This is a genomic window from Paraburkholderia sp. USG1, assembly GCF_031570135.1.
GTDB lineage: Bacteria > Pseudomonadota > Gammaproteobacteria > Burkholderiales > Burkholderiaceae > Paraburkholderia > Paraburkholderia dioscoreae.
Genome location: NZ_JAMWXW010000015.1, coordinates 1 through 12,551 on the forward strand (window position 1 = coordinate 1; position 12,551 = coordinate 12,551).

Annotated in this window: 12 protein-coding genes and 2 pseudogenes; 1 reads left to right on the forward strand and 13 read right to left on the reverse strand. The window is 64.5% G+C overall.

The genetic code is table 11. The features are described from left to right. From NE850_RS20305 to NE850_RS20360, 12 genes and pseudogenes are all read right to left on the reverse strand, one after another. Window positions 1-663, reverse strand: a pseudogene (locus tag NE850_RS20305) (hypothetical protein); the annotation flags it as partial. 154 nt (window positions 664-817) lie between these two features. Next, window positions 818-1,264, reverse strand: a pseudogene (locus NE850_RS20310) (DNA cytosine methyltransferase); the annotation flags it as partial. Further along, window positions 1,261-2,367 carry a site-specific DNA-methyltransferase gene (locus NE850_RS20315; RefSeq protein WP_310699308.1) on the reverse strand — a complete coding sequence of 369 codons (1,107 nt, stop codon included), beginning with the start codon at window positions 2,365-2,367 and terminating at the stop codon, window positions 1,261-1,263. The pseudogene NE850_RS20310 and the gene NE850_RS20315, both read right to left, overlap by 4 nt. A 330-nt stretch (window positions 2,368-2,697) precedes the next feature. Further along, window positions 2,698-3,267 carry a single-stranded DNA-binding protein gene (locus tag NE850_RS20320; RefSeq protein WP_310699309.1) on the reverse strand — a complete coding sequence of 190 codons (570 nt, stop codon included), beginning with the start codon at window positions 3,265-3,267 and terminating at the stop codon, window positions 2,698-2,700. 123 nt (window positions 3,268-3,390) lie between these two features. After that, window positions 3,391-3,798: a hypothetical protein gene (locus NE850_RS20325; RefSeq protein WP_231572282.1), complete on the reverse strand. Its 408-nt coding sequence runs from the start codon at window positions 3,796-3,798 to the stop codon at window positions 3,391-3,393. A 94-nt stretch (window positions 3,799-3,892) separates the two neighbouring features. Continuing rightward, complete coding sequence (locus tag NE850_RS20330; RefSeq protein ID WP_310699310.1) at window positions 3,893-4,954, reverse strand: PFL_4669 family integrating conjugative element protein; 1,062 nt, start codon at window positions 4,952-4,954, stop codon at window positions 3,893-3,895. Between the two features lie 468 nt (window positions 4,955-5,422). Continuing rightward, a complete protein-coding gene (locus NE850_RS20335) occupies window positions 5,423-6,949 on the reverse strand; it encodes a hypothetical protein (RefSeq protein WP_310699311.1) in 1,527 nt (508 codons plus the stop codon). Further along, the gene (locus NE850_RS20340) at window positions 6,946-7,440 is read right to left on the reverse strand and encodes a hypothetical protein (protein ID WP_310699312.1); all 495 of its coding nucleotides are present in this window, start codon (window positions 7,438-7,440) and stop codon (window positions 6,946-6,948) included. The genes NE850_RS20335 and NE850_RS20340 overlap by 4 nt, the downstream gene beginning before the upstream one ends. Continuing rightward, window positions 7,433-8,053: a hypothetical protein gene (locus NE850_RS20345; RefSeq protein ID WP_310699313.1), complete on the reverse strand. Its 621-nt coding sequence runs from the start codon at window positions 8,051-8,053 to the stop codon at window positions 7,433-7,435. The genes NE850_RS20340 and NE850_RS20345 overlap by 8 nt, the downstream gene beginning before the upstream one ends. 41 nt (window positions 8,054-8,094) lie before the next feature. Then, window positions 8,095-9,858, reverse strand: a complete 1,764-nt coding sequence (locus tag NE850_RS20350; protein WP_310699314.1) for a ParB N-terminal domain-containing protein — start codon at window positions 9,856-9,858, stop codon at window positions 8,095-8,097. Then, entirely contained in the window at window positions 9,855-10,730 is an 876-nt protein-coding gene (locus tag NE850_RS20355) for a ParA family protein (protein ID WP_310699315.1), read from the reverse strand. The genes NE850_RS20350 and NE850_RS20355 overlap by 4 nt, the downstream gene beginning before the upstream one ends. A 34-nt stretch (window positions 10,731-10,764) precedes the next feature. After that, a complete protein-coding gene (locus NE850_RS20360; protein ID WP_310699375.1) occupies window positions 10,765-10,998 on the reverse strand; it encodes a helix-turn-helix domain-containing protein in 234 nt (77 codons plus the stop codon). Window positions 10,999-11,121: 123 nt separating this feature from the next. Here NE850_RS20360 and NE850_RS20365 point away from each other — a divergent pair, with 123 nt between their 5' ends. Then, on the forward strand, window positions 11,122-11,574 hold the full coding sequence (locus NE850_RS20365; RefSeq protein WP_310699316.1) for a helix-turn-helix transcriptional regulator: 453 nt from the start codon (window positions 11,122-11,124) through the stop codon (window positions 11,572-11,574). A gap of 356 nt (window positions 11,575-11,930) precedes the next feature. On the opposite strand, the gene NE850_RS20370 is transcribed toward NE850_RS20365, so the two are convergent. Further along, window positions 11,931-12,377, reverse strand: coding sequence for an ACT domain-containing protein (locus NE850_RS20370; protein ID WP_310699317.1), 447 nt, complete (start codon window positions 12,375-12,377; stop codon window positions 11,931-11,933). Window positions 12,378-12,551 lie beyond the last annotated feature (174 nt).

The following is a 12,551-nucleotide window of genomic DNA, read 5'->3' on the forward strand; positions in this document are numbered from 1 at the left end:
AGGTTGCGGCCGCCTCCGCGACGATCGCGTTGCCATAGGCGCGCAGTCGTCCCACGCGGGAGGCAGCGCCATGAGCCAGCGGGAATGTGCCGGGTTCAACTGGCCGGAAGCGGCCGTCGCGGCATCCAATCCAGTCAGCAGCGCGCCAGAAGCCGTTAGCCGGACCGGCAGCATCGAGAACGCCAGCGCCCGGATCGCGACCAGCCCGGCCGAATTGCCCGCGGCGTTGTGACCGTTCGCAGCAGGCGCGAGACTCGTGGGTATCGGCCACCCGGCGAGGAGTGCAGCCGCGCACAGGTCCTGCGGGCCGCCCTTTCTCTCGATCTCCGCGAGTGCGCCGGCAACGGTTCGCACATTTTTCGTGGCGAGCGCCGCTGTGGGCGTCGGCCACGCTGCGAGTACCGCGAAATCGTTCAGGTTCGCGCCGTGCTTCGTCACGCCGCACGCGCGCCGCGCCTGCCCGCCGCCCGTCATGTCGCTCGCCTGCGGAGTCGGCCACGACGCAAGCCTTGCGATCCACTGCAGGTCGACCTGCCGCTTTTTCCCGTCGGACGTGCGGCCGGTCGGCGACATCTGGCCGCCTCGCGGGCTGCGGCCTCCGTCGGGACACGTCGGTGTCGGCCAGTGCGCCGCGAGCTGCGCAACCATCTGCAGGTCGCGCATTGGCAACCCCTGCGAGATGCCCATGCGCGAGCCCCGCGCCACCGACCTGCGCTTGCGCTCGAGGAAGGCTTCGGGCGTGCCGTTGGCCTGCTGCGCCATGGGCGTGGGCCACGAACCACAGGCGCTGGCGGATGTGCGGCGCACCGACGCCCGCAGCGCACAGATCGACCGCCCCGACGGCGTAACCCGCTCCTTCCAGGTCAGCGTGAACAAGGTCGAGCCAGCCGAGGCCGTCGCGGCTTGCAACCTGTTCGCCAAGCACGATGCCAGGGCGGCACTGCGCGATGAGGCGGAACCACTCAGGCCAGAGATGCCGCTCGTCGGCAAAGCCAAGCCCGCGGCCGGCCGCGCTGAACGGCTGGCACGGACAACTGCCGGTCCAGACCGGGCGGCGGTCCGGCCATCTGGCGAGACGCAGCGCGTACGACCACGTGCCGATGCCCGCGAAGAAGTGGCACTGGTCATAGCGGACAAGTTCCTGTGGCGTGACATCGCGTATATCCCTTTCGTCAACGTCGCCGGGCGCGATCAGGCCCGCGGCGATCAGGTTGCGCAGCCACTGGGCAGCGTACGGATCGTGCTCGTTGTACCAGGCCGTCATGGCGTGCCACCGCCGGAACCCGCCCGTGCGAGGCGTTCGCGCTGCAGCGAGGCGTAGGCGGGATTGAGCTCACAACCCACGAAACGACGCCCGAGACCTGCGGCTACGGCTGCCGTCGTTCCACTGCCCATGAACGGATCGAACACGATGTCGCCGGGCCGGCTGCCAGCGAGTACACAACGCCGTGCGATCTCAGGCGGCATCACGGCAAAGTGCGCGCCACGGTAGCCACCGGGCGCCACGAACCAGACGTCGCGCATCATCACGGGCTGCGCCGCCCCACTGGGGTCAGCGGCCCATCGTTCGTTGAACCCGGCGTGCCGGCGTGAGTGCCAACGTTGCTTGCCTGTGGCGATCTCCCTGCGGCCGTCCCGGGTTGTCCAGTGGTGCCCACCGCGACTTCCGGCGGCAGCCCGCATCGGACGCGCTGCACGCGTGCCACCGTTGGCACGATGGCTACCAGCCTGTGCCTGCACATCCTCGGCGAGACGCACGAGCGTCGACTCACGTGGCGGTGTCCTGATCGCACCGAAGTCGCTGTAGTACCGCGCACGTCTCGACAGCAGAAACACGTACTCGAAGGACGAGGTGGGCCGGTCAAGCTGGCTGCCCGGCATCCCGTTCGGCTTGGCCCAGACAATGGCCGAGCGCAGGTACCAGCCATCGTCGCGCAGTGCGAAGGCCAGCATCCACGGGATCCCGATCAGGTCCTTCGCTTTCAGGCCGGGCGGAACCGCGCTGGACCGGCCAGCGACGCCCTGCGCCGGTCCGTGCTTGCGGCCTCCGAGGGTGCTGTGCGCCTGCCAGGAACGGCTGGCCGCATAGCTGTCGCCGACGGATAACCAGACCGTACCGTCCTCGACGAGGAGGCTGCGGACATGCCGGAACACGTCGACCATCCGGTTCACGTATTCGCGCGGTGTCCGCTCAAGCCCGAGTTCGTGCTGCCTGTTGGGAGCGTCCTCCGGCAGATACGAGCGCAGCCCGTAGTAAGGTGGGCTGGTCACCACGGTGTGTGCCTGCACCCCGTCGGCTGCCATGCGTGCCATCAGCAACCGGCAGTCCCCAAAGTGGCAGGCATCGATCCAGCGTTTCGCGGTCATGGGAACACCTCGCCAGTGAGGCCGCATGTCACCCACCGCCAGGTCCGCGCGCACAACGCTCCGTCAGGACACCGGATCTCGATCTGCAGCAGACGTCCCAGCGAGCCACCCGCGTGCCAGACGTGGATGTGCCAACCGTGAAACCGTGCGGAATACGCGCGACTCCGGGACGCGGTCGCGCCCTCGGCCACCAGTGCCCGCAACATCCTGAGTTCCGCCGCGTCCGGCCATGCCGGACACACCACGTACGTGAGTTCCACGTCTTCCTCCGCCAGGGTAGCCGCGCACAGTGCATATCGACCCACCGTGCGCGTGGAATGAAAACGTGGACTACCGTGCGGCGGTACCGGTCGCGCGACGCGAACGCCGGCCGGCAGGCTGTGCCGGCTCGCCGGTACCGTCGCCTCCGCCGCCCTGGGGCAGTTCGTCTCCAGTCTGCCTGGCGGACTCCTGTGATCCAGCATCGACACCGGCCGCTGGATCGTCCGCTGCCCCCTCCGATGCCGGATCAGCCCCTTCGCGTGGCTGGCGCGGGCGATAGACCACCTGATCGATACGCACGAGATTCAGCGAAATGGATTCCGCGTCGATATGCGCGCCGGCGTCCGCCTCGTTGTCGCGGTTGATCCAGGGGCTGACATGGAAGTCGCCCCGCACGACGACGCTTGCGCCCGTGCGGATGTGCTGGAGGACGCGCTCGGTGAGACGCTCGTTCCAGATCGTCACGTCGACCGGAAAGGTGCGCCCGTCACGCTGTTCCAGCGTCCCGTCGTCGAGGCGCCGGTAGCTTGCTGACATCACGCGCAACTCGACGATGCGCCGTGTGCCGCCGGCCGTGTTGACCTGTTTCATCGTCGGCGATGCCAGTACGTTGCCGACCAGTTCTGCATAGATACCCATTGCGGACTCCGTTCATGGACAAGGAAAACCCCTGTGCTACGAACGCGCTGTCCATTCCATGCTGCTGTATATGGCCGCTCTGCGGCAGCCTGGGGTGCCTGATACGTCATCAGCAGGCGGCCATCAGTCCTCGCGGCGCCGGATCTTCACGGTGCCGTGGGTCAGGTACGTGGCGATCTGGCTCGCCGCATAGCGGAAGACCGATTCGAGGGCGTTGAGATCACGCGAGCGCGCGTCGCATTGCTGCAGGTATGCGCGCAGCGGCGCCGGCATGCGGCCGAAACCGGACTGCACCCGTGCATACGGCACCGCATGCGGCTCCCCGCGCAGGAACCAGTCAAGCCGGTGTCGCGTTGCGCCGCTTGCCAGCGCAATGCGCGCGCATCTCAGCGACGCATCGAGACCCGCTTCGCTGCTCTCGTGCGCCAGCGCCTGCATCTGCGCGACGGTGTCGTCGAGCCAGCTCTCGTACGAACGCAGCAGCACGCGAAAGGCACTGCGTCCTGCCACCTGGGCAACGGGCAGCGACACGGTCGTCTCCCCCTTACCCTTAAAGGCCTTTGAACGTCTATCCAGAGGCGGAAACCGGTTCGTCATTGCCGCAGTCCTCATGTCGAAGTCAATGTCACTGGACCAGCGCCGCTGCCGCAGCTTCCGCCACTGCGTCATCGCCGGACAACGGCACACTGTCGAGCAGGCGCAGTTCCGCATCCGACAGGCGGCTCACGCGCCGCCGGCTGTGCCGCGGCTGCCGTTCGCCGGTGAAGATGTCGCGCGGGATCACCCCGAGCAACGCTCTCGCCGCCTCCACGCGACGCGTTGCGGCAGTGTCCGCACCCGGCAGAAAGTCGTGGCGCGCAAGCGGCAGCAGTTCTGGGCGGGTGAGCACGCGCTGGCAGTGCACCGCGAAATGGAACACGGACAGACAACGATGTCTCGCCGAACCGATCCGCCGCTGTCCGTCTCCCGATGCAAGCAGATCGCGCAGCATGGCCGAGCGGATCACCCGCACCAGGTAATCGAGTTCGGCGAGCAGCATGACGACCATGTAGCCATACGGCGATGTGAAACCCAGCGACACGTTCGCCGGTTCGCGCGACTGCAGGATCGTGTAGTCGAGGCCCTTCTGCCGTGCTGCATCGAGCAAGCCGTTCGCGTGTTGCAGTTCGAGTTCGCCCGCGCGCCGGATGCCGGCGATGCGCTCCGCGATCTCGACAAGCTTCCAGTCAGCGTACGGATTGTCGTCGCCGGAGAGGGACCAGAGCGCACGCAGGGCGGCGGCTACGCGCCGGCCGCCTGCCATCGGGTGGCCCGCCTCACCGGGCGCCACGGTGCGCCCAAGAAACAGCCGCATGGCATCGCGCGTATGCAGGTGCATACGGTCACCGCCCTCGCTTGTGAGCTGCCCGATGCGCGTGATCTCCAGCGCCTGCGCGGTCGGCACGAGCGGGTCGGCAGACTGTCGCAATGCGTCTCGCGCCTGCGCGTCACGCAGCGCTTCCTCGCGCTCGAGGAAAAGCTGGTAGCGACCGAACAGCGGATCGGCCGGGTCCGGGTCATCGGACTCGACAAGCTGCGCCAGGGTGTGGCGCTCCGCGTCGATGTCGTAGCCGTCGGGAAACGGTGACGTCGCCGAGCGCGCAAAGGCGTCGAGGGACACGTCGATGGAAGTGGTCTCGCTGCTCATGGGCGGTTCCTCCTTACGGAAATAAAACTGTCTGGCACAGCATCCCGGCTATCCGCCCGTCGTGTTACCCGGGGTAACAGCCGGCCCTGCCGGATGCCGGGCACACGCACGATGCCCTGTGGCGTGTTACCCCGGGTAACACGGTGCCTCGACTGCGGACGATGCTCACCACGAATTCGCTGTGTTACCCGGGGTAACACGGTGTATGGCCAGGCGACCCGCTGTCCTGGGCCGCAGCACCTCGCGGTTTGTCCACTGCTACCCGGGAAAACACGTCGGGTTGACGCCGCGTGCCTCAATCGCTGAACCTGCGGTGTTACCCCGGGTAACACCGCCACGCGCAGGCGTGGACAGTGCCGGACTGGCCCACCGGCGATGCTGTTACCCGGGGTAACAGGTAGTCGAGCTACCGAAGCCGGCGCGTTACCCGGGGTAACACGCCATGGGGCGGGTGTGGAAACGGTCGGATCACGCATGGCAGACTCCGGTGGTACCGTGGCCGAGCTGTGCACGCAGGCTGGCAAGATGGGCGCGGGCAATCTCGGGAGGCGTGACCGGCGCGTCGCCTGGGCACGTATCGCGATCGTGACGTCCTGATCGCCGGCGAGCCTCAGCTTCACGGTGCGCCCTTGCGGGCACAAACTCACCGGCCAGATACCGGCGCACGAGCTCGCCGATGTAGGCGACAGGAAAGCGGACGATCTGACGGCGATGGCCCGCCGCCATCTCGTCGAGCAACAGTTGCCGGTCGTGTGCGGGAATCCTGGCGAGGTACTGGCTGACCGGTCCGCGCTCGGCTGGACTGACCACCGGGGGCCACACCAGCACACCAGCGCCGGGCTGCGCCCCGTCTTCATCGCCACCATCCGGGAAACCCACCCCCACATCCGGCCGGCCGTCTCCGAGCAGGCGCAGCCATCCTGACGTGATCGCACCGGTGGTGGTTGTAGTCGAATATGTAATCCTCGTATACGCGCGCGCGTTGGGATCGTACGTTTGCCGCCAACGGTAACGGATCAAACCCGCCGACGGTAACAGCGCACACCGTGCGGCCCCCGGTTGGCGAATTCTGGTTGGCGAAATTCCGATGGCGGCAGGACCGCGTATCACGCTTTCAACGGGCGAAGAAGCAACGCGCACCGCCGCGTTACCCCGAGTAACAGGAGACTCGATGTCCAACAGGCGCGGCAAGCCATCGGCGGGAGCTTCGTCGGCGCGCGCGAGCTTACGGGCTGGCGAGAGGCGCGCAGTGCGCGTGGCATGTTCGTCCAGCAGCGCGTGCAACCGCACGGGATCGATCTGGCTCCACAGGCGCGTCCCCCGTCCCGCGTATCTCACCTCGCGCAGCACGCCCATCTGCCGAAGCCGCCGCTTCGCATTGTCGAGTTGACGCCGGTTGATGCCGGTCGTGCGGTTCCACTCCCACGCCGTCAATGAAAACCAGATGCCCTGGCGGTCAGCCGTCTGGCGCTGCACCTGGACCATGCGCGAGAGCACGAGGCCCGCATTGAAGCTGCCGGTGAGGTCAACCAGCGCGCGCCTGAACGGCACCACCGGCCCGAGCAGTTCCCTTGCCGCGGATTCGTCCTCGCGCATCGCCTCGATGCTCATCGGCAGGCGGCGCACGAACGTACAGCACCCATCGATCAGTTCGGACATGAGCGGGACGTTAATCCGGTAATGCAGGCAGGCGGGCCGCCCGCCTCGCCACTCCGACACCAGGTTCAGCTTGCGCAGACGCGCGCGGGCGCCCTCCTGCTCATCGCGCGAGAGGCCCGTCTCGATACGCCAGTGCTCGCGCGTCTTGTGGATCCAGCCACCGTTGTCGCCGACGTCCCGTCCACGTCGCGTCCAGTACACCATCTGCGAAAGCAGCATGGCGTCCTTGGGATGACCGGTGATGCGTGCGAGACGCGTGCCGAACGCAATCGGGCGAAAGGGCTTCAGGCGTAGCCACAGGTCCTCGAAGTGGTTCAGGTAGTCGGCTGCGCTCATGACCGGTCTCCCGACACCACGGCGGGTTCTGTCGTCGACGGCTCATCAGGCCGCTTTGGTGGCCACGGAATGCCGGCAGTACATTCCTGTGCGCGGCGCTTGATCAGCGCGAGCAGTTCCGGCCAGCAGATGCGGAACCCATCCGCCTGCGTGTCGCGCGGGCAATGCTCGACGAGTCGCTGATCGAGAAGCAGACGAAGCGCTGCAACCTGCTGGGCGGCCGGAAGTGAAATACGTCGTTCGATGTCTTCCGGTGAGACAGTGATCCAGGCACCAGGGACCGTCGTCTCGCTTTCGATCGCCGAGAGTTCGGTCAGCAATGCACCGGCCACGAAATCCTCGCACGCCTCGACGAAACACCGGTCGATGGTGATCGGCGCGTCGAGCATCGACAGCAGCATATGGGTCTGTGCCGGAGGCAGGCCGGGTGAGTCGTCCCACGTTTTACCGGGCAGCAGATTTCCTTCTGGGTCAACACGCATGTCAAACATCGCACGGCTCCTTGCTGGTCGTTGAAGAGAGACTGTCAGGAGCGCGCTGCTCCGGCCCGGTATCGAGCGCGGAGAAAATCGTGGCCAGTGTGTACCGGCCATCGTGGTAATCGTGAATCGCGAGATAACGCTCGCGGGCGTCCTCTATCTCCGAGCAGTGCCGCCACGTATCCATCACCGCATCGAGGTCCGAGCCCACCAGCACGCGCGGCTTGACAGGTGCCGTAACGTCAAGTTGCCGCCGCAACTGCGACACCTTCGCACGCGTCGCGGTCCGGAAAAACCGGCGGATCATCGGCAGGCTCGCCTGCGCCCGTACGAAACCCGCGAGCAGCGACTCGTCACGCCACTGGCGCTCGATGAGTTCGCAGCGGCGAACCAGAAGATCGGCGTCCAGTAACAGCCGTATCGTGCCGGAGGCAATCAGGTCGTCGATCTGTTGCGTCACGCGTGGATCGCCCAGTACCCGGGCGACAACAGGTGGAACAGCAATGGAGGGCCAGCAGTCTTCGCTCCTCAATGTTTCACATGAAACTTTGTCATCCTTATTGTTCAGGACAGTCCAATGCGTTCCAGAGCGGGTAACACTTGCCGCGAGCAGCAGCAACGTCATGTGTTGCAGTGGGGAATATGGCAGTGTCAGAAGACGCTCGTTCATCGACGCTCTCCCCTGCGCAACAGTTCGTCGGCATCCAGTTCGGTCCATCGCGGCGGCTGGAAACGCCCCGGATGGCGCGCGCGGAACCTGCGGGCGATGCCGACCAGCTCCAGATAGCGGCCGCCAATCTCGCTGGCCGGATTCAGGGCCGTGTCAAAGAAAAGGTCGAACCGGTCGGCAAGCAGCGGCTCGCCAATGTGGGTATCGCACGCATGCGACCAGGGCTCCTCGCTGCCCGTAATCTCCCCAAAACGGGTGCCGGCCGGAAGATGCGCGAGGCCACACGGCGTGTTCTGCCGTGACAGGTTGACGAGCCACCACCAGCCCACGTAGCGCCGGAATCCCTCCTCATGCTGTCTGGCCTGCGTATCAAGGGGCGGGTCCGTCTGCGTCGGGTCCGGCAGATCGACCATAAAACCGTACGGCAATTCCGGCGCATCGTGCAACGTGCTCTCGAGACCGCACAGGGCCGCGAAAGATCTGATTTCCCGATGCAGGGTGACGAGATCGTCTGCGGTATCGACCTCGACAGAGGATGCGACCGCGCGGGGTGCCGGAACTTTTGGGCCGTCAAGTTTGCCATCGCGCGCACCGGCACCATCATCATCTCCCGCGGCCGGTGAACGTGGCGCTGCCGCGCGAATTAACGAGGTCGACAGCGGTACTGCGTCCGGCTCATCGCCACCCGCACCATCATGTCCCTGCTGCGAACTGTCGACCTGACCTATTGCACTGGCGGCGAGCGGGCGAGCCGTCGTCAGTAACGCACCCGCGTCGCCCACCGCCCGATCCGCCAGCTCGCGCAGCCGGTCCGGTGAAATTTCAGGCTCACGCGCCAGCAGCGCGAGCATCGGTTTCACGGCCGCCGCCGGCGCGCCCAGTGCTTCTGCGCAACGTCGCTGCAGGCTCATCACGAGCGCTTCAGCGTCCAGTGGACGTTCCTGGGCAGAACCCCATGCAGGTTCTGCCCTCAGCCCGAGACTGAACTGCTCCAATCCAACGTTGACCACTTCATGCTGCAGCCAGTCGTCGTCATGTCCGAAGCGCCGGACAAGTCGGGTCATTGCACCCATCGCGGGCTGGATCACGTCGACCACGTTGCGGCGACTGAGCAGCGCCGTTGCAGGACCGAGCATGGCCAGACGCTGCGTTGCGAACTGGAACAGCGACAGCAACACGTGGCTGACCGGCGCACCGTCTTCTGCGAGCAGGCGGGCGAATTCGCGCAACGACAGCGCGCCGCCCCTCTCCTGCTCAAGATCGGCCTTCAGCGCGAGATATCCGGCAGCCTTGTCCCAGAAACACAGGTCTGCCCGCTGCTCGTTTTCGCGTAGATGTGCCGCCAGCAGTTTTGCTTCGCCAGGATAGGGAATGTACAGGAAGTCGCGATACAGAAACTCGGGAGCCTGCATCTCTGCGTAAAGCGCCTGGGCCGCCGTCAGCCGCGAGTTACCGCCTTTGGCGACCACGTAATGCGCGTCCGACGGTCGCCGCGTGACCGTCACGATCTGCTCGATGCCGTTGACGCGGATCGACTCCCTCAGTTCAACGATACGGTCCGGCGAAGCCCGCCGGGGATTACGCTCGTAGGTCGCGACCTCTGTCACCTTCAGCCGGATAGTCGATACCAGCGCGGCTTCACCCGTACGTGGGCCGGGCGCTACGACACCGATCCGGTCGACAGCAAGTGCCACCGCGCCGTCAGCAACGTCGCCGCCCTGCCTGTTGTGCCGGATATCGGCCTGTGACAGCCCGCTCATGCCACGCGCTCCAGCGAGACGTCATCCCTCGGTGCAGGACGGCCGGTGCTGCTGCCGTCGATGTACTGCCCATGCCGTGACGGAAACAGCTCCCAGGCGAGTTGGTGCATGATGTTCCACGCGGAGCGCGTGAACGCCCGGCGCCGATCATATTCGTGCACCGGGACACGTGACGTCGCTGCCCCCGCATAGGCGGCGGCCGACGGGATCACGGTGTCGAGTACCCGGACCCGTGGATATCCGGTAAAGCGCTCGCGCACCGCCTGCGTCAGCACCCGCGCGTTGACGGTCCGTTCATGTGCATTTATCAGCACGTGAAGGTCTCCCGAGCGGAATGACATGCCAAAATCCGCGAGGCGGTTCAGTTCATCGAGCATAGACAGCGTGCCGGACGTAAACTCACCCGCACTCAGCGCGTCGGGCTTGACCGGGGACACCATGTAGTCCGCTGCCATCGCAGCGGACTTTTGCAACTCCCCCACCGCGCCCTGTGTATCGATCAGCACGACATCGTAGGACTCAAGCACCGGACTACGCATCGCACGACGCATGATCATCAGACGATCCTCGCGGCGGTTCAGCCACGACTGCAGTCCCGCGTCCGCGGTGTCTGAATAGATGAGGTCCAGATTCGAGAAGATCGTGCGGCTGATGCAGTCCGCGGACGGATTGCCGCCGGAGGTCACCACAGCAGTCAGGCCGCGCGGTGAACGGTAATGGACGGGAAAATACCGGCTTAGACTCGGCTGGACGTCTGCATCGATCGCGAGGACCTTCAGTCCGAAGGCTGCGAGCAGGCCGCCCAGGTTGGCGGCGACGGTCGTCTTACCGACGCCGCCCTTGGTGGAGACAAAAGAGATAACGACCGGCACGGTGAATGTTCCGTTGCAACGTCATGCTGTGAAATCAGGATCTGGTTGACTGAGCTGGATGGTGGCTCGTTTCATCGAAATCATCGGAACGCGCGAGCTGCGATGCAATCCACTTCTCGTACTCATCCGCAGGGAAAAGGCGGCGGCGGCCGATGCGGATCGACGGTGGCATGGGCTGCCCGAGCGTCAACCGGTTACGCGCGGTGGCAGGTGCGATATGCAACTCGCGCGCAATTTCCTCCAGCGTGTAGAACCGCATATCTGTCAGAGCCTCCGCAATACACAACCTGTCCAGCGCTATCTTCCTCCGTCCAGGTACGTCCAGCTTTGTCCAATACTCAATGGTGCCTATAATCAAGGCACAAAATCACTCTAGAAACATGGGGCAAACATGTCAAGCATTAGTGATCGTGGCGACTATCATGAACGTATCGCGCAGGTGCGCGAGTACCTCGCACTGTCGCAGGAGAAAATGGCTGAGCGTCTCGGCGCGTCGCTTCGCGCGTACGCCAATTACGAGCGCGGCGAGCGCTCGATTCCCATCGAACTGGTGCGCGCGCTGTATGAACAGTTCTCGGTCGATCCCGTGTGGTTACTTACCGGCAATGGACCAATGATCCTTGATCCTAACGTACGCTACCGTCTTCAACAGCGCGTACTCGACCGCGTCGTCGCCGCAGTCGATCGCATCGAGAACAGACTGGGAAAATCCCTCGACGCAAACCGAAAGTCACGACTTATCGGACTCCTCTATGAGCAGTCCCAGCTACTCGCTCAGGTAGCCGGAGATTCATTGGACGATGCGGTACTCACAACGATGCTACGGTCGCGACCGCGCCGCTAGAACCGACACCGCCATCATCCGTGCGTTTCGCTAATTGGGCAGAAGAAGAATTAAACGCTGGTTATAGAACGCCGCACATAGTTAATCTTCAGACATGGCATTCATCATGTTGCCATCTGTTTGCTGATAACCACTGGGGGAGAGGAACCCATGGGCCGACTCGAAGATGTACGTGCCGAACTTGAGCAGCTTGAAAGGGAAATCGTGTCGGACATTGAGACCACGCGAGGAAGCCCGCGGATTGCCACCTCACCACCTCCCCAGGGCCATGTCAGCGTTCAGATATTCCCTCCCGATACCGCACTGGGACCGTGGCGCATCGAAGTAACCGTCTGCCAGGGAAGCCGCCCAGACAATTAGCCCGTGGCTTTATTGTTGTCCGACTGAAGTTCGCGGCGTGCCCTGCTGCGCAGACGGGTTAGCACCCGCATTGCTTCGCATGCGCGGTGCTCCGGAACAAGAAGATGATCGTGATAATAGGCAGCAACGGCATTACACGGAATATCGGCATGTGCAAGCTCCGCAGCAATGATCGCGATGAATCCGACCGCATCCAGGCTCGAATGGATATCCAGCGTGATCAGGGTCGCCTCGAATTCATATGCCAGTTCCAAGCGCTTTGCCGCGGATTTTTCGATGACCAACGTCAGACCTTCCCGTTCGCGGAATGCAAGAAGCGCATCCTGTTTGGCGATTCCGTCAGGAACGACAAAATCCGGTAGACAACAGTAGACGTACGTCGAACCAGCGCGCCTTGGTTGTAGGCTCGCACAAAGCGTCGCGACGTCACATTCTCCACGCATGGGACTCCCCCTTTCGCATAGCCTACGTCGAACAGGCCCGAAGATAGCAACCGTTCAACAAAACTAAGCGCCGTCTAAATTTCCTATTTTCACTTCTCCGCGTACTGTCCTTTCCTATGATGATCTCCGTGACATTCTCGCTCTCGCGAAAGGTCGGAATGTCACGTGGTTACG